Source organism: Parafrankia elaeagni, assembly GCF_000374165.1.
In the GTDB taxonomy this organism is placed as follows: Bacteria; Actinomycetota; Actinomycetes; order Frankiales; family Frankiaceae; genus Parafrankia; species Parafrankia elaeagni.
Genome location: NZ_KB893772.1, coordinates 114,262 through 137,855, shown reverse-complemented (window position 1 = coordinate 137,855; position 23,594 = coordinate 114,262). Strand labels below are relative to the sequence as shown.

Sequence of the window (23,594 nt, the reverse complement as noted above, 5' to 3'; positions counted from 1 at the left end):
CCAGCGGCCGGGGCCGCGGTCAGCAGCCGACGGCGATCGCGGTGACGATCAGGCCACGGCCCACCACCCAGCGCCCGGTGAACCCGGTCAGCTCACCCGTGGGCAGGTCCGGGCCGGGAACCAGCAGCCGAGCCCGGAACCGTCCACGCGCGGTCACACCGCCCCCGGTCGACGGCACGGTCACCGACGCCGCCACAGGGGTGTCATCGACCGTGTCGTCGACCGTGAGGACCAGCTCGGCGTCGTCGAAGCCGAGCCAGCGCCGGGCCAGTGGGAACCAGGCCTTGTAGACGGACTCCTTGGCGCTGAACAGCAGCCTGTCCCAGCAGACCTGGGGATGCGCCCGCCCCAGCTCGGCGAGCAGGTCCCGTTCCTGGGGCAGCGAGATCTCACGGAGCACCCCGCCGGGGGTCGCCTGGTTCGGCTCGGCGTCGATGCCCACGCTGACCGTCGCCCCGGGCACCTGCCGGGCCACCGCCGCCGCCCGGTAGCCGGCGGTGTGGGTGATGCTGCCGACGACACCACCCGGCCAGCGCGGCTCCCGGTGCTCACCCGGCAGGATCGGCACCGCCGGCTCCCCGAGCGCCTCGAGCGCCCGGTGCGCGCAGATCCGTCCGGTGGTGAACTCCCGGCGCCGCTTGTCGACGGCGCGGGTCAACGTGGCGGCCTCCTCGGGGAACAGCCGGGCGTCCACGGCGTCACCGAAGTCGTCGTCGTACTTCTCCACGGCGGCGAGCGCCGTCCGGCCAGCGCCGGAGGTGGGAGGCGGCAGGACCGCCGCGAGCAGTTCCGCACCCCCGGGCAGGCCGCCCGCGCCGCCGCCCGCCCGCTGACCGGTCATCGCGATGTCCCTTCGCCTCGGCGAGATCATGCGTGCGCGTCCCATCTTCGACGGGGCCCGGCCCGGCCCGGCACCGGCCCCGGGCGCATGTGGCTCTTCCGACACGCCGGTGCGGCACCACGCCCCCGCTGGGAGAAGGTGGAGGCATGCACGGTTCGGACCTCGTCGCGCGTGACCGGGCGGTTGTCTGGCATCCCTACGGTGCGGTGGGGGACACGGCGCCACTGTTCGCCGTCGCGTCCGCCCGCGGGGTGCGCCTGACCCTCACCGACGGCCGTGAGCTGCTCGACGGCATGTCGTCGTGGTGGTCCGCGATCCACGGCTACCGCCACCCCGTCCTCGACGGCGCCGTCCGCGACCAGCTGGACCGGATGGCCCACGTCATGTTCGGCGGGCTCACCCACGAGCCGGCGGTGGCCCTCGCCGAACTGCTCGTGCGGATCACCCCCCCGGGCCTGGAGCGGGTCTTCTTCTGCGACTCCGGGTCGGTCTCCGTCGAGGTCGCGATCAAGATGGCGCTGCAGTACCAGACGGGCCGGGGCCGGCCCGGCCGGACCAGGCTGCTCACCATCCGCCGCGGCTATCACGGTGACACCTCCGGCGCGATGTCGGTGTGCGACCCCGACACCGGCATGCACCACCTGTTCACCGGCCTGCTCGCCCGTCACCTGTTCGCCGCCGCCCCCACCAGCGGCTACCGGGACCCGGTGACCGACCGTGACCTCGCCGACGTCGAGCGGCTGCTCGCGGCCCACCACGGCGAGATCGCCGCGGTCATCTGCGAACCGGTGGTGCAGGGCGCCGGAGCGATGCGCTTCTACCCCCCCGGGTGGCTCACCCGGGTCCGGGAGCTGTGCGACCGCCACCAGGTCCTGCTCATCGCGGACGAGATCGCCACCGGCTTCGGCCGCACCGGTGAGCTGTTCGCCTGCGACCACGCCGGGATCACGCCCGACATCATGTGCGTCGGCAAGGCGATGACCGGCGGCTACCTGACGATGGGCGCCACCCTGTGCACGGCCGAGGTCGCCGACGGGGTGTGCGCCTCACCCGCCGGCGCGTTCATGCACGGCCCGACGTTCATGGCGAACCCGCTGGCCGCCGCGGTCTCCCGCGCCAGTATCGAGCTGCTGCTCGCCGGCCCCTGGCGGGAACGGGTGGCGGCCGTGCACGACGCGCTGGCCGCCGGACTGGCCCCCGCGGCGGACCTGCCCGGCGTCGTGGATGTCCGCACGCTGGGCGCGATCGGCGTGATCGAGACCCGCGACCCGGTCGACATGGCAGTCATCCAGCCACTGCTGGTCGACCTCGGGGTGTGGATACGGCCGTTCGGACGTCTCGTCTACGCGATGCCGCCGTTCGTGATGGACCCCGCCGAGGTGAGCACCCTGACCGGAGCCATGGTCGAGGCGGTCGCGGCGACCACGAAGGCGACCACGAAGGCGACCACGAAGTAGCCCCGGCGGCGCGCCGGCTGTGGTCTTCCTGTTCACGGCCCGGCAGGACCTCCGGCCCGGCCGCGCACGTGCGCCACGGGTGACGCGGTCGGCGACGGCGCAGGTCACGGCCGTGGGACGGGCCGCCGCCGGCGCCGGGCCGCGGGGCGTCGACACCCTGCCCCCACCGCACCCTGCATGTCCGACATCCGCGAACTAGTTGCGGATGCCCGAAGAGCCTTCATACCCTTCGTCCACGAGGCTTCACTGTGTGTAGCAGCTTTGGCGGCACACGAGAAGGGCCAGGTGCGGATGTCGTTACGACAGGTGTCAGGGCGGCCCGGGCAGGGGCGTGTTCCCACTGCCCTTCGGACGGCGGCCCGTGCCGCGGGTCGCCTGCTCTCGCGCCGCGGAATCGGGTCCCGGCCCGCGCCGTGCTCCACCCCCACCCCCGGCTCCGGAGCCGGGCCTGACGCTCTGCCCGGGCCGGCGCTGTGGCCGACGGATCCGGTCCCCCTGGCATCAGCCCCGCGCCGGCCGCTTCCCGCCCGGCATCCCGGCCCTGCCGGCCCTGCCGGCCCGACCGGCCCTGCCGGCCCAGCCGAACCCGCGTTCGCGGTCGAAGCTGCCGTCGTCCCGCCGGGCAGCCATCCGGGCGACCCCGGGCTCGGCGCCTCGCTGTTCCTCCGCGACCAGCCTCCGTGGACACCCGTCGAACGGGTCCGTCCCTGTACCCGGGAGGACCCGCACGCCGCCGTGCGCGGAGCCGGCACCCTCCGCGGGCTGGCCCGGTGGCTGTGGCGGGCGCCCCGCCGCCCCGCCGCCCCGCCGCCCGCGACACCGGCCCGCACCCTGCTGACCGACGCCGCGTTCCTGGTCGTCGCCGGGCTGCTCGCCGCCGACGCCGTCGCCAGCGGAGCCGGCTCGCCCCGCGCCGTCGAGATCGCCGCGTTCGCCGCCTTCACCAGCCTGGCGGCGCTCACCGGCCTGGTCGGTACCGGTCCCTGGGCCGGCAGCCCCCGCGGAGACGAACCCGACAGCGGCTCACGCGGCGGTTACCCGGCGATGACCACCACCTGGACGCTGCCGATCGCCCTGCTGCTGCCCCCGCTGTACGCGCTGCTGGCCTGCCTGCCGCTCTGGCTCGCCGCCCTGCCCGGGCGGGGGCGCGTGGCGCGATCGGCGCAGCCCGAGCATCCCCCTGGAGTACCGGGAGGGCGCGGGGCACACAGCCAGATCCACGACTGCGTCGCTCTCGGTCTCGCCGGTGCGGTGGCCGCGGCCGTCCACCACCTGCTCGCCCCCGCTTCGGACCCCGGTTCGGCCGACGGGCTCGCCGCGTCCGCCCGCGACCTGCTGGCACTGCTCGCCGCGGTCGCGGCGTATCCGGCTGTGGACCGGCTGCTGCGGCCCCGCCGCTGGCCGGGCGGGCGGGAACACGCCGCCACGGTCACCGTGGAGATCTGCGCCGCGCTCGTGCTCACCGTGGTGTGGGCGGCGAGCCCGGTGCTGCTGGTGATCGCGGCGCCGCTCGTCCTGCTGCTGCGCCGCGGCCTCACCCACGCCGAACTGCTCACCGCCGCCCGCACCGACGCCAAGACACAGCTGGCCACCATGGCCTACTGGCGGCAGGTCGCGCTGCGGGAGACCGCCCGCACCCGCGGGCTCGGCCGGCCGCTGTCGGTCCTGCTGGTCGACATCGACTATTTCAAGCAGGTCAACGACCGCCACGGCCACCTCAACGGCGACGCGGTCCTGGTGGCCGTCGCCAACGTGCTGCGGCACGCCACCCGCCCGCAGGACCTCGTCGGCCGCTTCGGGGGAGAGGAGTTCGTCGTCCTGCTCGCCGACGCCGACCTGGACGCGGCGGCCACCGTCGCCGAGCGCATCCGCCACACGGTCGCCGGTGCCCGCATCCACCTGTCCGGTGTGGAGGCGAGCGTCACCGTGTCCGTCGGGGTGGCCAGCATCGCCCCGGCACCGCGGGAGAACACCGCCCGGGCGCTGGCCACCGTCACCGCCGAGGCGCCGCGCGCCGCTGACGACGACCTCGCGGTCGTCACCGACCTGCTCGAACGAGCGGACGCCGCGCTCTACCGCGCGAAACGCGAGGGACGGGACCGCGTGTGCACGGCCAGGACCACCAGCCCGCCCGCACCCACCGAGCCGTCCGCCACCGCCCCGCCCGGGCCGGGCGGGCCGGACGCCGTGGGCGGACCGCCGGCCCCGCCCACGGCGTCCGTCTGGCGGCCTTCCGCACCGGGATCGCCTCCGGCGCCCTGACCGAGGCCCGCTGTGGACCGGGCCCGCCGTGCCACCCGGGGCCCGGGCCCCTGATCCCGGCGGTGTCTCCGTGCTCAGGCGCCGGCGGCGCGGACCGTGTTGCGCAGCAGCAGCATCGTCGTGACCGGGCCGACGCCACCGGGCACCGGGGTCAACGCCCCGGCGACGGACGCCACCGCCTCCGCGTCGACGTCCCCGACCAGGCCGGCGTCCGTCCAGTTCGTGCCGACGTCGATGACCACCGCGCCGGGCCGTACATGCCCGCCGCCCACCATCTTCGGCCGACCGACGGCGGCGACCACGATGTCGGCCTCGTGCGCCACCGCCGCCAGGTCCTTCGTCCGGGAATGGCAGACCGTGACGGTCGCGTTCTCGGCGAGCAGGAGAAGCGCCGCGGGCTTGCCCACCACCGAGCTGCGGCCGATCACGCAGGCTCTGGCGCCGGCCAGCGGCACCTCCGCCCGGGTCAGGATCTCCAGCACGGCCGCCGCGGTCGCCGGTGCGAACGCGGGCAGACCGAGCGCGAGCTGCCCCAGACTCAGCGGGTTCATCCCGTCGACGTCCTTGCCGACGGGGATGCGTGCCCCCACCTCGGCTGCGGTCAGTGTGCCGGGCAACGGGGTCTGCACGATCATCCCGTGCACCGACGGATCGCCGGCCAGCCGGTCGACGGTGTCGATGAGCTGCGCCGGGTCACCGGCAAGCTCATGGACGGCACACGCCACGCCGACCTTGGCGGCGCTGCGCTCGATCACCCGTACGTAGGACCGCGCCGCCTCGTCGACGGTCGGCAGCACCACCGCCAGCGTCGGGGTGACGCCGCTGGCGGCCAGCCGCTCGACCTCGTCGACGACCGCCCGACCAATGTCGGCGGCCATCGACCGCCCATCCAGCAACCTCATGACCCGATCCGATCTCCCACGGCGCGCACCACACTGTCCGCGCCGGCCAGTGACGACAGGTACTTGTCCAGCTCGGCGGCGGTCGCGTCGCGGGTGGCCGCGTCGGTCATCGACGCCAGGTTGATCCGGACGTTGATCGCCGCCGAGTCCAGCGCCGCGCGGGCGCTCGCGGCAGCCACGGCCACATCCGACAGGACGTTGACGTTGGCACCGTCGAGGATGCGCTGGCACAGGCCGACGACCTCGGCGGCCGCGGCGGCGGTGCGCAGCGGCACCTCGGCCGCGCCGATCAGCGCCTGCTGGATCGCGGCGGTGCGGGCCGCCTTGTCCTGCACGGTCTCCTTGGGAAGCCGGTAGGCGTCGGTCACGGCGGTGAAGGCCACCGCGTCGGCGTCGGCCAGCGCGAGGGCGTCACGGCGCAGGCGGGTCGCCTCGTCGCGGGCGCCGATCATCGTCGCCTCGTGCTCGGCGTAGCGGGGCTTGCCGATGGTGAGGTTGGCGACCATGCTCACCAGGGAAGCGCCGAGCGCGACCTGGACCGCCGCCGCCGCACCGCCGCCGGGTGCGGGGGCCGCCGAGGCGAGCGCCTCGAGGAACCCGTCGAGCGTCTCGTCCGCCATCGTCTCCGACTCCCCCTCGTTCAAGGTCCATGTCCGTGTGCACTGCCGTCCGGGTGCATTGCCCCCCGCAGCACACCGACGCTGGCCGGAGTGCACCGTAGCAAGTGGATCGCCACCCGGGGTGCGAGAGGGCCGCTCCGCGCCGGCCGAGGGCGGTTTTGTGACCCGTGCCGCTCGATGTCCCCCGACGCCCTGCTGCCGGCCCGCGGCACGGGGGATGCGGGCCGGGCCCGCATCCCGCGCGGCCTGATCATGCGGGTGCCGCTCGCATGATCAGGTCCAGGCCGGTGTCGAACTGGGTGCGGGTGTCGGAGCGCAGGAACGGCACGGCCGCAGCCAGGTCGGGCAGCTGGTGGGCCGGGGGATTGAACGTCGAGGTGGGCGTGCCGGGCCGGCGGTCCCGGGCGACCGCGGCCGCCACGGCGCGCGCCTCGGACAGGACATGGCCCAGGCAGTAGAACAGCAGTGTCTGGTAGAGCGCGGTGGCCTCCTCGGGGCTCAGACCCATCCCGCGTAGCAGCCCCAGGGCGTGGTTGGCACGTGCCCAGTAGGCGCGGCCCCCCGGCGGCCGGCGCAGGATGACGGCGGCCATCGTCGGATGACGCAACAGCGAGTGACGCAACTGGTGCAGGCTCGCCCGCAGGTCCGCCCGGGCGTCGCCAGTCGCCGGCAGCGGCTCGTCGCCCTCGATCAGAATGTCGGCCAGCGCGTCGAGCAGTTCGTTCTTGGTGCGGAAGTGGCGGTAGAAGGCCGTCGGGTCGACGTCGAGACGGCCGCCGAGCGCCCGCATGCTGAAGGCGTCGGCCCCGCCGATCCGCACGATCTCCATCGCCGCGTCAAGCAGGACCTCCCGGGACAGCGTGCCGCGGGGCGTGCGCTGCGGGGGAGCCGGTGCGCCCCTGCGAGGTGCCTGCTCATCGTCGTCCGCTGCTGTCACGGGTTCTGATCTTACCTGTGCCCACGCTGTGGTCAACGTTGTTGACGCCGCGACCACGCCCATACTTGATCAAGGGGTGGGTGGGGCGGATCCGCGACTGGTGGGGGAGAGGGTGTCATGTCCGGGATATACGCCACTCCCGACTCTCGGCCGGCGACTTTCCGGCGCGGCGCGGCCGGCCTTGTGGGGGCGGGCTCCGCGGTGGTTGCGGTGCGGGCGGATGGCGGCGGTGTTCGTCCGGTGGGTCGGATGACCAAGATAATCAACGGTGTTGACAACCTGGCCTGACAAAATTTGATCTTGATCGTCACATTCAAAACAAGATCAAATCGGAACAGGAACCCTCTCCAAAAGAGAACTTTTCGATGGTCCCGCTGCCTCGAGGGGTTCTGCGCCACCCGGCCGGTTAAGTCCGCAGCGGCAGCTGGTCGGCACGGTTCAGCGGATCTCGGGAGGACGGCGCGGACGTGGCAGGCGCAGCGGCCTGGCCGGCCCTCGGACAGCTCGACCTGGCCGGCCGGGAAAGTGCCACACCAGGTCGCCGGTGGTGCCGTGTTCCGCTGGTGGTGCCGTGGCGAGAGGCTGCCCGCCGCGGTGCAGCGCGGCGGGCTCCCATGGCAGGCGCCCCCTCCCATCGGCCCAGATGGCCTGCAGGGCGGGAACGGCCGGGCCGTCCGGATCGCGATAGAGGTGGTTCGCGCCGAGGAGCAGCTGGTCACTGGCCAGCGGGGTGATGGACCGCAGCTCGATGGTCAGCAGGGGTGCGAGGGTCAGCCGCTGGCCGGCGCTGAGGCGCTCGTGGTGACGCACCCGCTCCCCCAGCAGGTTGAGGATCCTGGCGGACGACGTGCCGGGGAGGCCGCTGACAAGCAGTTCCGGGTGGTGATCGAAGGCGTGCAGCCCGATGGTGTAGGCGTACGGCGGATGCTCGGGGCCGTCGTCGAGCACGGACTGCACGGCCCACCCGTAACTGCGGATCGTGTCGGCGAGCCAGGCGTCCTGCTCGGCGATGAACGCGGCGATGGCGGCGGGGTCGTCGTCCGGAACGTCGCAACCGGGGCAGCAGGCGTGGTCGTCGGGGCGGTGGTGGTGGCCGGGGGTCATGGGTTCACCTCAGTCTGTGGGGTGGGTGAACCGTATGCGGGCCCCGGTGGGTGATCGGGCGGCCTGACCGGATCCGTGACTGTGGATCTTGATGGGATCACGGTGGTTGACGTGAGTGGTTGACATGCCCGGTCTCGGCCGCCCCTACCAACCGCCCAGGGCGGATGTCGGCGGGCTCAGTCGGTCCCGGTCCCGGTCCCGGCCCCGGTGCTGCCGTCGGAGGCGTCGAGGTTGAGCGCGAGGCTGTTCATGCAGTAGCGCTGCCCGGTGGGGGCGGGCCCGTCGTCGAAGACATGGCCGAGGTGGGAGTCGCAGCGGGCACAGCGGACCTCGGTGCGGACCATGCCGTGCGCGCGGTCCTCGACGAGGGCGACGGCGTCGGGCGTGACCGGCTGGTAGAAGCTGGGCCAGCCCGACCCGGAGTCGTACTTCGTGTCGGAGATGAACAGGGGCGCGTCGCAGGCGCCGCAGTGGTAGGTGCCGTCTGCCTTGTCGTAGGTGTAGGCACCGCTGAAGGGGGCCTCGGTGGCGGCCTGGCGCAGGATCGCGTAGCGGTCGGGGCCGAGCAGCTCGCGCCACTCGCTGTCGCTGCGGACGACCTTGCCGGTGGCCTGCTTGTCGCTCACGTCGTGTCCTTTCGGATACGGGTCAGTTCGGTGACGGCTCAGTGCGTGTCAACGCGACGTCGCGCCGGTTTGTTCTGCGCGGGCGTCATCGTCACGGGCATGATCGTTGTGGGTACGGTCGTCGTTGTGCTCGCGGTGGGCGGTGCGCAGCGTGGCGGCGGCGAGCGCGGCTCCGCCGGCGGCCGCGGCGGTCATGAGAGTTCCGCCGGCGGGCGGGAGCTGGCGGTGGGCGACGGCGTGGGCGAACGCCGCGGTGTCGGCGGTGTCGGCGCACATCCCGGCCACGAGCCAGGCCCGGGTGGGTCGATGGGTCGCCTGTGCGTGCAGCAGGCCGACGCCGAGGGCGAGGTCCCGGATCCCGGCGATACGCGCGAGCCAGGCAATTTTCTCAGCTGTCACACGGTCGACGCCTGCGAGGCGGATGATCGGGACGGGTCTGGTGATGGCGGTGAGTCCGACGGCGGAGCGTGCGATGCCGTTCAGCAGGATCTGGGCCCGACTGGTCACCCGGCGTGTATCCTTTGCGGTCGAGGGAACACGTAGTGTGATCACGATCTCGTTACCTGGCCTTCCGGGGTGGGAACGACTTCGCTTGTTCGTACGTTGGACTCGGTTGAGGTCAACACGCCACGACGCTCTGAGGAGTCATATGGGCGAGCGCATTCTGCGGGGCAGCCGTCTCGGTGCAGTGTCCTACGAGACTGACCGCAGCACGGAGCTTGCCCCGCGGCAGACAGCGTCGTACGACTGCCCGAACGGGCACCAGTTCACCATGCCGTTCGCGGCCGAGGCCGAGGTGCCGTCGGTGTGGGAGTGTCGGGTGTGCGGGGCGGCTTCGGTGATTGTGGACGGTGAACGGCCCGAGCCGAAGAAGAGCAAGCCGCCGCGGACCCACTGGGACATGCTGATGGAGCGTCGTACGACGGACGATCTGGAAGAGGTCCTCGCTGAGCGGCTCGCGGTGCTGCGGGGCACCGGGGCGGACCGCCGGTCCGCCTAGGGAGACGCCACCGATGGCGGCAGGCCCCTAGCGGGCCTGCCGTGCCTGGTCGGTTGTGATCTCGACCAGGCACTGTCGGTCAGGCTCGTCGACATGCGTCGAGGGGGCGACAACGTTACGTTGTCGCCCCCTCGACGCATGTCGGGGCCCGAGGCCCGGGCGGGCCTCGGGCGTCTTCTTCCGGTGGGGCCGGGGCGCGGCAGGCGGGCGGAAGGCCGTCCGTGGGGCGCCCGGTGGTTCAGGAGCGCCCGGCGGGGGCGTTCGTCGGCGGTTGACCGGTGTCAGCGGTAGGCGCCTGGTCGGCGGCGGCCGGGGTGGACGCGGGGTCGCCGGGCGGGGCCGGGGTGGGGATGGTCGACACGGCGGGTGGGACGGTGGCCTGGGCTGCCCGCGGGGTGCGGGCGGGGCCGCGGCGGCGGGACGTCAGGGCCCACCAGCCGACCCGCCAGAAGCCCTCGGCGACGATCGCGCGGCTCATCTTCGAGGCGCCGCGTTCGCGTTCGACGAAGTCGATGGGAACCTCGATGACGCGGAATCCGGCCTGCCAGGCGCGCCAGGCGAGGTCGACCTGGAAGCAGTAGCCCTGGGAGGCGACCTGGTCGAGGTCGCGGGCGCGCAGCACGTCGGCGCGGTAGGCGCGGAAGCCGGCGGTGGCGTCGTGCAGGGGCACACCGAGGGCGGCGCGGACGTAGGCGTTGGCGCCGCGGGACAGGACGAGTCGGCTGCGGGGCCAGTTGTGGACGGTGCCGCCGGGGATCCAGCGGGATCCGATCGCGATGTCGGCCCCGGTGAGGCCGTCGAGCAGCCTGGGTAGCTGTTCGGGCTGGTGGGAACCGTCGGCGTCCATTTCGACGATGATGTCGTAGCCGTGCTGCAGGGCCCAGGTGAAACCGGCTATGTAGGCGGAGCCGAGGCCGGATTTGCCGTCGCGGTGCAGCACGTGGATGTGGCTGTCGCCGGCGGCGAGCTCGTCGGCGATCTGTCCGGTGCCGTCCGGGCTGGCGTCGTCGATGACGAGCAGGTCGACCGCGGGGTTCGCCGTGCGGAGCCGGCGCGTGGTGTCCGGCAGGTTGTCCCGTTCGTTGTAGGTCGGGACGCAGACGACGACGCGGGTGGCTTCCACGCCTCTCCTTTTCTGGTCGGGGCCGGCGGCGGGCTGGGGCGTCTCGACGGGGTGCTGGGTGTCGCCGGTGCTGGTCGGAGGGTTGTTGCCGTCTGTCGGGGCGGCGGTCGGGTCGGTGCGGCGGCGGGCGCGTCGACCGTGAGCCAGTCCGGCGATCATGGCGAGTGCCCCGAGTGCGGTGAGCACCACCTCCGGGACGATACCGAGCCGGGTGGCGAGGGTGTGGCTGGTGCGCAGGGGCAGTGGCGCGGTCAGGACGCCTGCCTCGTACAGGCCGGTCTGGGTGAGGATGGTGCCGTCGGGGGCGATGAGGGCGCTTTCGCCGCTGGTGGAGACCTGGACGGTGGCGCGGCCGTGTTCGACGGCGCGCAGCCGGCTCATGGCGAGCTGTTGTTCGCTTTCGCCCTTGCGGCCGAAGGATGCGTTGTTGGTCTGGATGACGAGGAGTTCGGCGCCGCGGGTGACGTTGTCGCGGACGAGGCTGTCGTAGGCGACTTCGAAGCAGATGACGTCGCCGATGGTGGTGCCGGCGACGGGCAGGGCGCCGTGGCCGGTGCCGGCGAGGAAGTCGTTGGGCATTTCCTCGGCGAAGCGACTGACGAGTTTTTCGAGGAGGGCGCGGCCGGGGAGGTATTCGGCGAAGGGGACGGGGTGGCGTTTGACGTACATGGCGCCGGTGGGGCCGTCGGTGGTCCAGATGAGGCCGGCGTTGCGGACGTGGCGGTCGCCGGGGCCGTCGAGGACGGCGCCGATGAGCAGGGGGGCGCGGGCGGCGGTGGCGGCGCGGGTGAGGGCGGCGTGGGCGGTGGGGCTGGTGAGGGGGTCGATGTCGGAGGAGTTCTCGGGCCACAGGACCAGGTCGGGCTGGGGGGTGCGGCCGGCGCGGACGTCGGCGGCGAGGCGTTCGGTGCCGGTGACGTGGTTGGCGGTGACCTGGAAGGCTTCACCGAGGGCGTCGTAGCCACCTGCTTCGGGGACGTTGCCCTGGATGGCGGCGACCTGCAGGGTGCCGCGCTGGGGTCCGGTCGGCAGGGGGACGGTGAGCCCGGCGAGGGTGAGGGCGGCGGCGCCGGCGGCGGCTGCCGCGATGCGGCGGGCGGGTGTGCGGCGGGCGGTGAGCGCGGTGGTGGCGAGCAGGGTGGCGGTGGTGGCCACGGCGAAGGTGACGAGGGGGGCGCCGCCGAGCGCGGCGAGGCCGGTGTAGGGGCTGTCGGGCTGGCTGAAGGCGAGCCGGCCCCAGGGGAAGCCGCCGAAGGGGGCGCGGCCGCGGAGGGCTTCCTGGGCCACCCAGGCGGCGCCGGCCCAGAGCCAGGGTGCGGGCAGGCGGTGGGCGAGGGTGGTGGCGGGGGCGATGAGCGCGAGGATGGCGGCTTCGGCGGCGGACAGGACGATCCAGCCGTCGGCGCCGACGAAGGAGACGAAGCGCAGCAGCGGGAGCATGAAGGCGAGGGAGAACAGCAGGCCCAGGCCGTAGGAGGCGCGTAGGGGCCGGTTGTGGACGGTGAGGGTGAGCAGGGCGACGGCGAGGGGTGCCAGCGGCCACAGGCCGACGGGGGGGAAGGCGAGGTAGAGCAGGAGCCCGGCGGCGGTGGCGGCGGTGGGGCGGGCCAGGCGCCGGTGGAGTCCGTGCAGGCGGTGTGGGCGGCGGGGTGGGGTGGGGCTGCTGGATGTGGGCGCGCCGGCCGGGGCCGTGTGGGGTGGTGGGGGTGGCGTGGCGGGCGCGTGGGTCACCGGTCCAGTGTCCGGCACGGCGGTGGCTGGGAGCACCCCGGGCTGTGTGCGGTTTGTCCGGGCGGGCGCGCGGGGGCGTTGTGTGGCCGGGTGAGCTGCGGGTGGTGCCGCGGCGGGTCGGTCTGCGCCGCAGTCGGGGACCACGTTTGGGACTACCAGGAGGTTTTCGGGGTGGGGTGGGGTGGGGCGCTTTCGTGGGAGGGGTGGGTGTGGTCGAATCGCGCGGTGCCTTGCCGGTCACTGGGCCGGTGTGGCGGGTGGTGGGGGTCCGGGCCGTCCGTTAGACAACGGCGCCGCCGTGATGGTGTGTCCGCGGGTGGTGGCGGTCCGAAGGGCGGTCCGGACCCCGTCCCGCGGGTCCGGACCGGGTCCGGTTCCGGCCGGGCGGGGTCAGAACCGGTCGTGCAGGATCTGGCCGCGCAGCACGGTGCGCAGGCATGCCGGCCGGGTGCGCGCGGCCGTGTCCACCGGGCCGTCGGAGGCTTCGGCTGCGTGGGCGGTGCCGGCCCGGTGGCCGGGGCGGGTGTCCCAGATCGCGAAGGTGGCGGGGGCGCCGGCGGTGAGCCGCCCGGAGCCGTCGGCGGCGGCGCGGGCGGCCACCCAGCCGCCGCGGGTGGCGGCGGTGAACGCGGCCGCGGTGCTGATGCGGGCGGCGGGGTTGTGGTGGTGGGCGGCGGCGTGGACGGCGCCCCACGGGTCGAGGGGGGTGACGGGGCTGTCGGAGGACAGGGCCAGGGTGACGCCGGCGGCGGTGTAGGCGGCGAACGGGTTCATGGCCGTGGCGCGGGCCGGGCCGAGGCGGGTGGTGTAGAGCCCGTCGGGGCCGCCGTAGCGGGCGTCGAAGGCGGGTTGGACGCTGGCGATGAGGCCGAGGCGGGCCATGGCGCTGATCTGGTCGGGGTGGGCGAGTTCGGCGTGTTCGACGCGGTGGCGGGCGGCGGCGACGGTGGCGGTGCCGAGGCGGGCGGCGGCGGCGTGCAGGCCGGTCAGGACGGTGTCGAGGGCGGCGTCGCCGATGGCGTGGAAGCCGGTCTGCAGGCCGGCGGCGGTGGCGTCGAGGACGATGTCGCGGATGTCGTCGGCGTCATGGTGGAGCTGCCCGTGGTGGGTGGGCTGGTCGTGGTAGGGGGTGCGCAGGGCGGCGGTGTGGGAGCCGAGGGAGCCGTCGACGAACAGGTCGCCGCCGTAGCCGACGGGGCCGACGCCGGGTTCGGCGGCGAGGGCGAGGGCGGTGGCGAGGTCGCCGGCCCAGTAGCCGGTGACGGCGGGGCCGGGTTCGTCGCGGGCGAGGGTGAGCAGGTCGGCGAGGTCGTCGGCGGAGGAGACCTGTGGTCCGCCCATCTCGTGTAGTGCGGCGATGCCGAGGGTGGCCGCGTGGGTGCGGACGCGCCGGGCGGCGTCGAGGCGGCTGGTGCGGGGCAGGTCGTGGTAGGCGGTGGTGCGGGCGCGGTGGTGGGCGTCGTCGCGGCACAGCCCGTCGCCGAGCCAGCCGGGGGCGTGGGGGGCGCGGGAGCGTTCGGCCAGTGTCAGGGAGATGACGGCGGTGTGGCCGTCGGCGCGGGCGAGGTAGACGTCGACGGGGCCGGCGGCGCGGGTCAGTTCGGCGGCGGTGGGTGGGCGCTGTTCGGGCCAGCGGGTCTCGTCCCATCCGGTGCCGAGCAGGGGCTGGCCGGGGCGGCGGCGGGCGGCGCGGTGGAGCTGGTCGAGGGCGTGGCGCAGGGTGGGGGTGTCGGTGAGGTCGACGCCGTCGAGGGCGAGTCCGGTGGCGGTGGTGTGGACGTGGGCGTCGACGAAGGCGGGGGTGACGGTGGCGCCGCGCAGGTCGACGGTGGTGGGGGTGGGGCCGCCGGGCGGGGTGTCGGTGGCGGTGCCGATCCAGGTGATGGTGGCGCCGTCGACGAGCAGGGCGGTGGCGTGTGCGGTGGTGGGGCTGTGGACGTGTCCGTGCTGGTAGAGGACGCGTCGGGGTGCGTGGGGGTGGGGGTCCGGGCGGGTGGGGGGCACGGTGCCTACTGTGCCGGGCGGTGGGGGTGTTCAGAGGCTGGGGGGACGTCCTTCGTAGGGGGTGGACAGGACGACCATGGTGCGGGTGGAGACGTTGGCGGCGGCGCGGATCTCCTGCAGGAGCGCCTCGAGGGCGGCGGGGTCGGAGACGCGGACCTTGAGCAGGTAGCTCTCCTCCCCCGCGACGCTGTAGCAGGCCTCGACGGCGGGCAGGTGGGTGAGCCGGTCGGGGGCGTCGTCGGGCTGGCTGGGGTCGATCTCCTTGATGGAGACGAACGCGGTGAGGGCCAGGCCGACCTGGGAGGGGTCGACGAGGGCGACGTAGGACGTGATGACCCCGCGCTGTTCGAGACGGCGGACCCGCTGGTGGACGGCGGACACCGACAGGCCGGTGGCACGTCCGAGATCGGTGAAGCTCATCCGGCCGTCGCGGCACAGCAGCTGCACGATCTGACGGTCTAGATCCTCCAACACGTTCCGGAGGTTATGCACAGATCGGCGGATGGTGCCGGCGAGGCCTGGTCCCGTGGGGACATCAGGTGCCTTCGCCAGGTGGTTGCGGTTACGTGCGGTGGGGTGTATGTGGCGAAGTGTGGCGGTGCGGGGTGGGAGGGTGCGGCGGGCGTCTCCGACGGGGTGGGGGTCCGGTGCGGGGATGTGGGGTGGTGGTGTGGGGGTCTGGCGCGGGTGGGTGTGGGTCGGGTTGGGCTGTCGATTGCGCATGCCAGTCTGACAAGATGACCATCGTGGATGACCAGGTGGGCGGGGCGCGTGGCGGGGCGGGTGGGGATCGGCTGTTGCTCGCGGACACCCCGTCGTTGTACTTCCGTGCGTTCCACGGGGTGCCGCGGTCGGTGCGGGCGCCGGACGGGATGGCGGTGAACGCGGTGCGGGGGCTGCTGGACGTGCTGGCCCGCCAGATCGGTGAGGTGCGGCCGCGGCGCCTGGTGTGCTGTTTCGACGCGGACTGGCGGCCGGCGTTCCGGGTGGCGCTGCTGCCGTCGTACAAGGCGCACCGGGTGGCGGGGCCGCCGGCAGGCGCCGGCAACGCGGCGGATGTGGCCGGTGTGGCCGGTGTGGCCGGTGTGGCCGGTGCGGGGGCCGAGGTGGCGGTGGCGGAGGAGGTGCCGGACGAGCTGGAGGCGCAGCTGCCGGTGATCGACGCGGTGCTGGACGCGTTCGGGATCGCGCGGGTGCGGGCGCCGGGGTTCGAGGCCGACGATGTGATCGCCACGCTCGCGACCCGGCACAGCGCGGGCGGGTCGGGTACGCCGGGGGGGCCGGTGGACGTCCTGACCGGGGACCGGGACCTGTTCCAGCTGGTGGATGACGGGGCCGGGGTGGCGGTGCGGTACGCGGTGGAGAAGTTCGTGCGGGTGGACGAGGCGTCGATCACCGCCCGCTACGGGGTTCCGGGCCGGGCGTACGCGGATTTCGCGGTGCTGCGGGGGGATCCCAGTGACGGGCTGCCGGGGGTGGCGGGAATCGGGGCGAAGACGGCGGCGGCGTTGCTGGGCAGGTTCGGGTCGTTGGAGGGGGTCCTCGCGGCGGTCGACGCGGGGGTGGTGGAGGGGTTCCCGGCGCGGGCGCGGGGCCGACTGGAGGCGTCCCGGGAGTATCTGACGGCGGCGGTCGGGGTGGTGGCGGTGGTGCGGGATGTGCCGCTGGGTCCGGTGGCCGATGCGCTGCCGGCGGGGGCGGTGGATGCGGGGGCGGTGCGGGAGCTGGCGCGGCGTTATGGGCTGGACGGTCCGGTGGGCCGGCTGGCCGCGGCCCTGGCCGCGGTGGCGGCGCAGAGGGCGGCTGCGGGCGCCGGGTCGGGGGGTGTGGGCGGCGGGTGAGGATGCCCTGGTCCGGGGCGGGGTGGCCGGGCGTGGGGTGGTACGGAGGGTCACCGGGGCGGGCCCGCCGGGCGGGTCGGTGTGGGCCGGCGGCGCGGCCGAACCGGCCGTGACGGTAGGTTGCCCCTCATCTGGCAGCGTGCGTGTACACGCAGGTGACCGACGGGTTCGTTCGCGGACGGGCCGGGGTCGCCTACTGTTGCGCACCGGGCGTCCGACGGGGGCGCCGGTGGGGCTGCGGTGAGGCGGAGGTGACCGGGTGGGGCTGCGTGAGCGGCTCGCGGGCAGGCGCGTGTTCGTGACCGGGGTGACCGGGTTCGTCGGGGAGGCGCTGCTGGAGCGGCTGCTGTCGGACTTCCCGGAGACCCGGGTGGTGGCGTTGGTGCGGCCGCGGGGCAGCCATTCGGGGGCGGCTCGCCTGGAACGGATGATGCGCAAGCCGGCGTTTCGCGCGCTGCGGGAGCGGCTGGGCCGGGAGGGCCTGGCGGCGCTGCTCGCGGAGCGGGTGACGGTCATCGAGGGTGATCTGGCGGACATGGGTGGTCTGCCCGCCGATCTGGATGTGGTGATCCACTGCGCGGGTGAGGTGTCGTTCGACCCGTCGATCGACGAGGGGTTCGCGACGAACGTGGGTGGGGTGCAGGAGCTGTTGCGGGCGGTGCACGCGACGGGGGCCCGTCCGCATGTGGTGCACGTGTCGACGGCGTATGTGGCCGGGTTGCGGTCGGGGCATGTGGCCGAGGGCCGGCTGGTGCACGACGTGGACTGGCGGGTCGAGCAGGCGTGGGCGGCGCGGGCGCGGGTGGCGGCGGAGGATGCGTCGCGGTCCCCGGAGACGCTGTCCGGGTTGCGGGTGCAGGCCGCGGGTGAGCATCTGCGGGCCGGGGCGCAGACGGTGGCGGCGCAGGCGGAGACGGCGCGGCGGGCGTGGGTGGCCCGTCGGCTGGTGTCGGCGGGTGCGGAGCGGGCGCAGGTGCTGGGGTGGACGGATGCGTACACGTTCACGAAGGCGATGGCGGAGCGGTATCTGGAGGAGTCGCACGGCGATCTGCCGTTGACGATCGTGCGTCCGTCGATCATCGAGAGCGCGCTGGCGAAGCCGTTCCCGGGGTGGATCGAGGGGTTCAAGATGGCCGAGCCGCTGATTCTGGCGTATGGCCGGGGTGAGCTGCCGGACTTCCCGGCGTCGCCGGACGCGGTGGTGGACATCATCCCGGTGGATCTGGTGGTGAACGCGTTGCTGGCGGCGGCGGGGTCCCCGCCGCCACCGGTGGACGTCCCGGCGTACTACACGGTGTGTTCGGGGTTCCGGAACCCGTTGCTGTTCCGTGATCTGTACGACTACGTGCGGGGGTATTTCCTGGAGCATCCGCTGCCGCTGCGGGGCCGGGGGTCGGCGGCGGTGCCGGAGTGGCCGTTCGCCGGGTCGGTGGCGGTGGAGGCGCAGCTGCGCCGCGGGGAGAAGGCGGTGGAGTGGGCGAACCGGGCGCTGTCGCATGCGCCGCGGTCGGAGCGGGTGCGCCGGTGGGCGGTGGATCTGGAGCGTTCCGAGGGTCGGGTGGCGTTCCTGCGGCGCTATTCGGATGTGTACCGGGCGTACACGAGCGCGGAGCTGGTCTACGTCGATGACGCGACGGCGGCGCTGCACGCGGCGATGGAGCCGTCGGACCAGGCGGATTTCGGGTTCGACCCGTCGTGTTTCGACTGGCGGCACTATCTGCAGGAGGTGCACTGCCCGGCGGTGACGGCGGTGCTGCGCCGGCCGCGGGACGCGGCGGGGCCGCGGCGGCTGGCGCGTAACCTTCCGGCCGGGGAGGGGGTGCTGGCGGTGTTCGACCTGGACGGGACGTTGGTGTCCTCGACGGTGGTCGAGTCGTATCTGTGGCTGCGGCTGGCGGATGCGTCGGCGGCGGGTCGGGCGCGGGAGGTGGTGTCGCTGGCGCGGGCGCTGCCGGGGTATCTGCGGGCGGAGCGCCGTGACCGGGGGCATCTGATCCGGTCGGTGTACGGCCGGTACGCGGGGGTGGATCCGGCGGAGCTGGCGGCGGTGGTGGCGCAGGCGGGGGCGGATGTGGTGCTGCGGCGGGTGAAACCGGCGGCGGTGCGCCGCGTGCGGGAGCATCGGGCGGCGGGGCATCGCACGGTGCTGCTGACGGGGGCGGTGTCGGCGTTGACGGTGCCGCTGGCCCCGCTGTTCGACGAGATCGTCGCGACCGAGCTGGAGGTCGGGGCGGACGGCCGGTACACCGGCCGGTTGGAGTCCTCACCGCTGGTCGGGGATTCCCGGGCGGCGTTCGTGGATCATTACGCGCGGGGGCGGGGGGCGGATCTCGCCGCGTCGTGGGCGTATGCGGACAGCCTGTCGGATCTGCCGATGTTGCGGGCGGTCGGTAATCCGGTGGCGGTGAACCCGGATGTGGCGCTGCACCGGTTCGCCCGGTCGGCGGGCTGGCCGATCGAGGAGTGGCCGTCGACGCCGGGTGAGCCGCGGCTGCTGGTGGGCAGCCGGGTGGAACGCGGGTTGTTCGCGGCGGCGGCGGTGGCGCAGGGCCGGGGCCGGGCCGCGGGTCGGGATCGTTCGGTGGGTCAGGGGGATGCGGTGCGAGCGGGTGAGGTGCGGTGACGCGCGGTCTGGAGCTGTACCGGTCGTTGCCGCGGTACGCGGCGGCGCGGGTGGTGTCGGGCCGGTTGCCGTGGCTTTCGGGGGCGGCGGCGACGACCGCGGCGCCGCTGCGGCTGGTGGACCGGGGGGATCCGGTGTTGCCGGGGCCGGGGTGGGTGACGGTGCGGCCGCGGCTGGCGGGGATCTGCGGGTCGGATCTGGCGACGGTGACGGGGCAGAGCTCGTTCTACTTCTCGCCGCTGGTGTCGATGCCGTTCACGCCCGGCCACGAGATCGTCGGTGATCTTCAGGAGTCGGTGATGCTGGGGGACGGCCGGCGGTTGGAGGCGGGGTCACGGGTGGTGATCGACCCGGTGCTGGGCTGTGCGGCGCGGGGCTTGGAGCTGTGCGGGGCGTGCGCGGGGGGGCGTACGTCGCGCTGTGACCGGGTGACGGTGGGGCATCTGTCGCCGGGGTTGCAGACGGGGTACTGCGCGGACACCGGCGGGGGGTGGAGCCGGGCGTTGGTGGCGCATCACAGCCAGGTGCATCCGGTGCCCGACGGGCTTGCCGACGAGCGTGCGGTGCTGGTCGAGCCGTTGGCGACGGCGGTGCACACCGCGGGCCGGGCCGGGATCGTGGCCGGGGACCGGGTGCTGATCGTCGGGTCGGGGGCGGTGGGGCTGCTGACGCTGCTGGCGGTGCGGGCGTTCACGAAGGCCGAGCATGTGACGATGGTGGCCAAGCATCGCCGGCAGGTGGAGCTCGCCGTGCGGTTCGGCGCCGACGAGGTGCTGGCACCGGATGACACGATCGGTGGGGTGCGCCGCGCGAACCGGGCGCTGCGGCTGACCCCGCAGCTCGGGGGCGATTTCCTGCTCGGCGGGGTGGATGTGGCGATGGACTGCGTGGGCAGTGCGTCGTCGTTGTCGACGGCGCTGCGGGTGACCCGGGCGGGGGGCCGGGTGGTGCTGTCGGGGGTGCCGTCGGGGTCGGTGGATCTGACGCCGCTGTGGTTCCGGGAACTGGAACTGGTCGGGACGTACGCGTCGTCGGGGGGCCGGCGCCGCGGCGCCGGCGACGACACCGCGGCCGGAGCCGGTGGGCCGGGCCCGGCGGGGGATCCGGGTGAGCCGGGGGACGGGTCGGATTTCGGTCGGGCGTTGGCGCTGGCCGCGACGGCCCCGCTGGACGGGGTGGTGTCGGCGGTGTATCCGCTGGCACGGTGGCGGGAGGCGTTGGACCATGCGCTGTCGGCGGGTCGGCTCGGCGCGGTGAAGATCGTGTTCGATCCGGCGGCGTCGGCGTGAGGCGCGTCGGCGTGTGGAGTGCCGCCGGTGGCGTGCCGGGATGGCGGGCCGGGGGCTGGGGTGCCGCGGGAGGCGGCACGGTCGGGGTATACGGGACTGTCTGCCCAGGTGGTGGCGGCTGCTGCCGCCGAGGGCGCGGCGGGCGCGGGGGCGCCGGGTCGGGCCGGGGCGACTCACAGACGAGGGGAACGTGTAGGTGAGACCGGGGTTCGTGCTCGAGGTCGACGAGCGCACTCCTCCGCTGCTGGTGCACCAGGGTGAGGGGCTGACGCTGGAGCGGTTCCCGCTGGGCACCCGGGTGGTGTATCCGCCGGAGTCGCTGCCGGGGGTGGGCGATGTGGACGCGGCGATCGCGGACGCGTTGGAGCATCCGTACAACTGTGAGCCGCTGCGGGTGCTGCTGCGGCCGGGGATGCGGCTGACGATCGCGTTTGACGATCTGTCGATTCCGCTGCCGCGGATGCGCCGGCCGGATGTGCGGCAGCGGATCATCGAGCAGGTGCTGACGCTGGCGGCGGCGGCCGGGGTCGACGACGTGCAGCTGATCGCGGCGAACGCGCTGCACCGGCGGATGACGGCGGCGGAGATCGAGCACATTGTCGGGGAGCGGGTTTTCCGGTCGTTCTGGCCGGACAACCTGTACAACCACGACGCCGAGGACCGGGACAACCTCCTGCATGTGGGGGTGACCGGCCACGGTGAGGATGTGGAGATCAACCGGCGGGCCGCGGAGAGTGACCTGCTGGTCTATGTGAACGTGAACCTGGTCGCGATGGACGGCGGGCACAAGTCGGTGCCGATCGGGTTGGCGTCGTACAACAGCCTGCGTCACCACCACAACAGTCACACGATGCTGCGGTCGCGGTCGTTCATGGACCACACCCGGTCGGAGATGCATTCCTCGGCGTGGCGGATGGGCCGGCTCCTCGCCGACCATCTGAAGATCTTCCATGTCGAGACGACGCTGAACAACGACTGTTTCCCGGACCGGTACAGCTTCCTGACCCGCCGTGAGTGGGAGTGGTCGGTGCGGGACCAGGCGATGGCGTACGGGATGAGCCGGGGCCTGTCGGTGATGCCGACCCGGCCGCGTCGCAGGCTGTTCCACGACCTGCTGGCCGACTACCAGGTGACGGGGGTGTTCGCCGGGGAGACGGAGGCCACCCACGACCAGACGATCGCCAGCGTGCACCGCCAGCAGCTGGTCGAGGTCCAGGGGCAGTCCGACGTGCTGGTGGTCGGCGTGCCCTACGTCGGCCCGTACAACGTGAACTCGGTGATGAACCCGATCCTCGCGACGTGTGTGGGGCTGGGGTACTTCTTCAACATGTACCGGGGGAAGCCGCTGGTGCGGCACCAGGGGGCGATGATCCTCTACCATCCGGTGACGCCGGAGTTCTCCCAGCTGCACCATCCGTCGTATGTGGACTTCTTCTCCGAGGTGCTGGCGGAGTCGACGGACCCGGCGACGATCGAGGCGAAGTTCGAGAAGCAGTACGCGACCGATCCGTGGTACACGCATCTGTACCGGACGTCGCACGCCTATCACGGTGTCCACCCGTTCTACATGTGGTACTGGGCGGCGCACGGCATGGACCACCTGGGTGATGTGGTGTGGGTGGGTGGTGACCGGGCGGCGTGCGCGCGGCTGGGGTTCCGGGCGGCGTCGACGTTCGCGGACGCGTTGGAGATGGTGTCGGGCACGGTGGGCCGCGACCCGTCGATCACCTACCTGCATTCCCCGCCGCACGCGCTGGCGGACGTGCGATGAGCGCGGCGGGGGTGTTCGGGGGTCCGCCGCGTCCCGGGGTGGGGGCGCGGGAGCTGGCGCGGGGGTTCCGCTGGGGTGGGCGGCGGCTGGTCCCGGCGTCGGCGCAGGAGTACCGCCGGGCGGTGCCTGCGCGGGAGTTCCCGACGGCGTGGGCGCGCAGCGGCCCGGCGCGGGCGGCGCGCACCGTGTTCCTGGAGTCGGCGATGGGCCCGCTGCTGCATGCGGCGTTGACGCCGACGGTGGCCGGGGCGGAGGTGTTCGACGCGGTCGGTGCCGGCCCGGTGCTGGTGGTGTCGAACCATTCCAGTCATCTGGACGCGCCGATGCTGCTGTGTGCGCTGCCGCGGCGGGTGCGGGAACGCACCGCGGTGACGGCGGCGGCGGACTACTTCTTCGAAAGCACCTGGCGGGGTCTGTCCTCGGCGCTGGCGTTCGGGACGGTGCCGATCGAGCGCCGCGGCGGGGCGCCGTCGTCGACGCCGGTGGATCTGCTGCGTGACGGCTGGAACCTGGTGGTGTTTCCCGAGGGCACCCGGTCGGCGGACGGGGCGCGGGGCCGGTTCCGGCTCGGTGCGGCGTATCTGGCGGTGACGGCGGGGGTGCCGGTCGTCCCGGCGGCGGTGCGGGGGGCGTACGCGGCGATGCCGCGGGGCCGGGCGTGGCCGGTGGCGGGCCGGCCGCGGGTGTCGGTGCGGTTCGGCCAGCCGATGCGTCCGGGTGACGGGGAGGATGTACGGGCGTTCACCGCCCGGTTGTCGGCGGAGGTGGACCGGCTCGGGGTGGAGGACGCGACGAGCTGGTGGGCGTCGCTGCGCCCCGGCGCGGCGGCCGACGCCACGGCCGCCGACGGTGCTGCGGCCACCCCGCGGGTGGGTGCGGCCGGCGGGCGTGGGGCGGTGCCGGTGGCGCGGTGGCGGCGGGTGTGGGAGGCCACCGAGCCTCCGGTGCCGGCACGGTCACGGTCGCCGTGGGAGCACTGACCCGACCCTCCCCCACAGTGTGACGCTCCTCACGCGTAGATCGTTTTGTGGATAACCCTGTTCACAGGGGGGTGGGTGGCGGGGGACGGCCTGGGGATGACCTGTGGGTCGCGGCCGACCCCCGGCGGGGGCGGGAAGTCAAGGCGTCACTTCGCCGGGTGTCACAGGTATCACTGTGTGCATGGCTTTGCTGCACCGGTTCCCGCGCCCCGACGGCCGTCCCACCGCGCGGCCCGCACCGTCCACGCGCGCCCCGTCCACCCTGCCGCCGAGTGTGGCGCGGGTCGCGGCCCGCACCCGGCTGTCCGCCGAGCTGCTCGCCGCGATGCTGGAGATCGAGGACCGCACCCGCGCGACGCTGGACGACATGGAACGCGCCGACAGGCTCGCCGCACGGCTGCTGGCCCGCCGCCGTGACCGTCTCACCGCGGCGGAGCCGCCGCGGCAGCTGTCCGCCTGAGCCCGTCCGGCGGCCATGGTCGG

19 protein-coding genes are annotated in these 23,594 nt (G+C 73.9%); 9 read left to right on the top strand and 10 right to left on the bottom strand.

Going from position 1 to position 23,594, the window contains the following annotated elements; genetic code table 11:
• Positions 1 to 19: 19 nt before the first annotated feature.
• Positions 20 to 841 (bottom strand): 4'-phosphopantetheinyl transferase family protein, encoded by an 822-nt coding sequence (locus B207_RS0128470; RefSeq protein ID WP_018640102.1) that lies wholly within the window; start codon positions 839 to 841, stop codon positions 20 to 22.
• Positions 842 to 987: 146 nt separating this feature from the next.
• On the opposite strand from B207_RS0128470, the gene bioA reads away from it, so the two are divergent.
• Entirely contained in the window at positions 988 to 2,298 is a 1,311-nt protein-coding gene (bioA, locus tag B207_RS0128465; RefSeq protein ID WP_018640101.1) for an adenosylmethionine--8-amino-7-oxononanoate transaminase, read from the top strand.
• Between the two features lie 735 nt (positions 2,299 to 3,033).
• Entirely contained in the window at positions 3,034 to 4,560 is a 1,527-nt protein-coding gene (locus tag B207_RS0128450; RefSeq protein ID WP_018640098.1) for a sensor domain-containing diguanylate cyclase, read from the top strand.
• Between the two features lie 74 nt (positions 4,561 to 4,634).
• Here the strand turns inward: B207_RS0128450 and B207_RS0128445 are convergent, their stop codons facing one another.
• From B207_RS0128445 to B207_RS36090, 6 genes are all read right to left on the bottom strand, one after another.
• A complete protein-coding gene (locus B207_RS0128445) occupies positions 4,635 to 5,462 on the bottom strand; it encodes a bifunctional 5,10-methylenetetrahydrofolate dehydrogenase/5,10-methenyltetrahydrofolate cyclohydrolase (protein ID WP_026311542.1) in 828 nt (275 codons plus the stop codon).
• Positions 5,459 to 6,082 carry a cyclodeaminase/cyclohydrolase family protein gene (locus tag B207_RS0128440; protein ID WP_026311541.1) on the bottom strand — a complete coding sequence of 208 codons (624 nt, stop codon included), beginning with the start codon at positions 6,080 to 6,082 and terminating at the stop codon, positions 5,459 to 5,461. The genes B207_RS0128445 and B207_RS0128440 overlap by 4 nt, the downstream gene beginning before the upstream one ends.
• Before the next feature lie 250 nt (positions 6,083 to 6,332).
• Positions 6,333 to 7,019, bottom strand: coding sequence for a TetR/AcrR family transcriptional regulator (locus B207_RS0128435; RefSeq protein WP_035742665.1), 687 nt, complete (start codon positions 7,017 to 7,019; stop codon positions 6,333 to 6,335).
• Between the two features lie 438 nt (positions 7,020 to 7,457).
• Positions 7,458 to 8,123, bottom strand: a complete 666-nt coding sequence (locus B207_RS0128430; RefSeq protein ID WP_018640094.1) for a DUF4262 domain-containing protein — start codon at positions 8,121 to 8,123, stop codon at positions 7,458 to 7,460.
• A gap of 176 nt (positions 8,124 to 8,299) precedes the next feature.
• The gene (msrB, locus tag B207_RS0128425; protein ID WP_018640093.1) at positions 8,300 to 8,749 is read right to left on the bottom strand and encodes a peptide-methionine (R)-S-oxide reductase MsrB; all 450 of its coding nucleotides are present in this window, start codon (positions 8,747 to 8,749) and stop codon (positions 8,300 to 8,302) included.
• 48 nt (positions 8,750 to 8,797) lie between these two features.
• Positions 8,798 to 9,256 carry a hypothetical protein gene (locus B207_RS36090; protein WP_018640092.1) on the bottom strand — a complete coding sequence of 153 codons (459 nt, stop codon included), beginning with the start codon at positions 9,254 to 9,256 and terminating at the stop codon, positions 8,798 to 8,800.
• Between the two features lie 142 nt (positions 9,257 to 9,398).
• Between B207_RS36090 and B207_RS0128415 the strand changes: the two genes are divergently transcribed.
• A complete protein-coding gene (locus B207_RS0128415) occupies positions 9,399 to 9,749 on the top strand; it encodes an RNA polymerase-binding protein RbpA (RefSeq protein WP_018505947.1) in 351 nt (116 codons plus the stop codon).
• 238 nt (positions 9,750 to 9,987) lie between these two features.
• Here B207_RS0128415 and lnt read toward each other — a convergent pair whose 3' ends face one another.
• From lnt to B207_RS0128400, 3 genes are all read right to left on the bottom strand, one after another.
• Positions 9,988 to 12,603, bottom strand: a complete 2,616-nt coding sequence (gene lnt, locus B207_RS0128410; protein ID WP_230205284.1) for an apolipoprotein N-acyltransferase — start codon at positions 12,601 to 12,603, stop codon at positions 9,988 to 9,990.
• Between the two features lie 390 nt (positions 12,604 to 12,993).
• Entirely contained in the window at positions 12,994 to 14,607 is a 1,614-nt protein-coding gene (locus tag B207_RS36085) for an amidohydrolase (RefSeq protein ID WP_018640090.1), read from the bottom strand.
• 30 nt (positions 14,608 to 14,637) lie between these two features.
• Positions 14,638 to 15,081 (bottom strand): Lrp/AsnC family transcriptional regulator, encoded by a 444-nt coding sequence (locus B207_RS0128400; RefSeq protein WP_026311539.1) that lies wholly within the window; start codon positions 15,079 to 15,081, stop codon positions 14,638 to 14,640.
• Between the two features lie 263 nt (positions 15,082 to 15,344).
• On the opposite strand from B207_RS0128400, the gene B207_RS0128395 reads away from it, so the two are divergent.
• The 6 genes from B207_RS0128395 (at position 15,345) to B207_RS0128370 (ending at position 23,571) form a co-directional block, all read left to right on the top strand.
• Entirely contained in the window at positions 15,345 to 16,448 is a 1,104-nt protein-coding gene (locus B207_RS0128395) for a 5'-3' exonuclease (protein WP_018640088.1), read from the top strand.
• A gap of 259 nt (positions 16,449 to 16,707) precedes the next feature.
• A complete protein-coding gene (locus tag B207_RS0128390) occupies positions 16,708 to 19,071 on the top strand; it encodes an HAD-IB family hydrolase (protein WP_018640087.1) in 2,364 nt (787 codons plus the stop codon).
• Complete coding sequence (locus tag B207_RS0128385) at positions 19,068 to 20,360, top strand: zinc-dependent alcohol dehydrogenase (protein ID WP_018640086.1); 1,293 nt, start codon at positions 19,068 to 19,070, stop codon at positions 20,358 to 20,360. Before B207_RS0128390 ends, B207_RS0128385 begins: the two co-directional genes overlap by 4 nt.
• Positions 20,361 to 20,571: 211 nt before the next feature.
• A complete protein-coding gene (locus B207_RS0128380; protein ID WP_018640085.1) occupies positions 20,572 to 22,131 on the top strand; it encodes a lactate racemase domain-containing protein in 1,560 nt (519 codons plus the stop codon).
• Entirely contained in the window at positions 22,128 to 23,111 is a 984-nt protein-coding gene (locus B207_RS0128375) for a lysophospholipid acyltransferase family protein (RefSeq protein WP_018640084.1), read from the top strand. The genes B207_RS0128380 and B207_RS0128375 overlap by 4 nt, the downstream gene beginning before the upstream one ends.
• Positions 23,112 to 23,292: 181 nt before the next feature.
• Complete coding sequence (locus B207_RS0128370; protein WP_018640083.1) at positions 23,293 to 23,571, top strand: hypothetical protein; 279 nt, start codon at positions 23,293 to 23,295, stop codon at positions 23,569 to 23,571.
• The last annotated feature ends 23 nt before the right edge of the window (positions 23,572 to 23,594 follow it).

Coding starts and splice junctions, on each gene's coding strand:
- B207_RS0128470 (WP_018640102.1), bottom strand. CDS start 841: ATGACCGGTCAGCGGGCGGGCGGCGGCGCGGGCGGCCTGCCCGGGGGT.
- bioA (WP_018640101.1), top strand. CDS start 988: ATGCACGGTTCGGACCTCGTCGCGCGTGACCGGGCGGTTGTCTGGCAT.
- B207_RS0128445 (WP_026311542.1), bottom strand. CDS start 5,462: ATGAGGTTGCTGGATGGGCGGTCGATGGCCGCCGACATTGGTCGGGCG.
- B207_RS0128440 (WP_026311541.1), bottom strand. CDS start 6,082: ATGGCGGACGAGACGCTCGACGGGTTCCTCGAGGCGCTCGCCTCGGCG.
- B207_RS0128430 (WP_018640094.1), bottom strand. CDS start 8,123: ATGACCCCCGGCCACCACCACCGCCCCGACGACCACGCCTGCTGCCCC.
- B207_RS0128415 (WP_018505947.1), top strand. CDS start 9,399: ATGGGCGAGCGCATTCTGCGGGGCAGCCGTCTCGGTGCAGTGTCCTAC.
- B207_RS0128395 (WP_018640088.1), top strand. CDS start 15,345: ATGACCATCGTGGATGACCAGGTGGGCGGGGCGCGTGGCGGGGCGGGT.
- B207_RS0128375 (WP_018640084.1), top strand. CDS start 22,128: ATGAGCGCGGCGGGGGTGTTCGGGGGTCCGCCGCGTCCCGGGGTGGGG.
- B207_RS0128370 (WP_018640083.1), top strand. CDS start 23,293: ATGGCTTTGCTGCACCGGTTCCCGCGCCCCGACGGCCGTCCCACCGCG.